The organism is Chryseotalea sanaruensis (assembly GCF_003990915.1).
GTDB lineage: Bacteria > Bacteroidota > Bacteroidia > Cytophagales > Cyclobacteriaceae > Chryseotalea > Chryseotalea sanaruensis.
The window spans coordinates 1-548 of record NZ_BHXQ01000034.1 but is presented as its reverse complement, the minus strand read 5'-3'; the positions used below and the strand labels follow the sequence as shown (position 1 = coordinate 548).

Annotated in this window: 1 protein-coding gene; it reads right to left on the bottom strand. The window is 42.3% G+C overall.

Going from position 1 to position 548, the window contains the following annotated elements:
- Nucleotides 1–356 precede the first annotated feature (356 nt).
- A partial coding sequence (locus SanaruYs_RS20175) for a hypothetical protein (protein WP_160118739.1) occupies nucleotides 357–548 on the bottom strand: 192 nt, incomplete at its 5' end.

Below are 548 nucleotides of genomic sequence, written 5' to 3'. Positions count from 1 at the left end.
AAACACGTCCTAAAATCTTTTGTCAAGAGTGCAGACCTTTAAAAAAGTTACGGAATAGGGAATTACCCTGTACCCTAAAATTGATTTAGTTCGGGTTTATCAGGACTGTAAATCGCTTAAAGGTTTGTTGGTTACAGCAGTAATATCCCGACTTATCGGAAGTATTATGAAAGCTTTTAAACTTCAAACATCTTTGAGCGGGTAGCGGACTTGATCTGAATTTAGCCAGAAGTCTGCTTATGAAAATCGAAATCCAATCCATAAAAGTCACCTTTAAATGGTGGCAACTTGCCCTGATCATTGCTGTAATAATCCTGAGCTTTAAAGCTCCAGCGTTAGTCTTTAGGTTACTTGAATTATATTTTTCTTCTGGTTGATGCATCCGACTTTTTGCACTGCGCTTTTACTACAAATGCCCCTAGGGGTGGAGTGGCTCCCAGGCGTTGCGGCCTCAAAATAAAGTAGGGAAGGCAAGTGCGTTGCAGTTTTGTTTTGATGGCCAGCGTTGGCATGTGCGCACCTGGGAGACGAACGGAACGAAGCGTTGG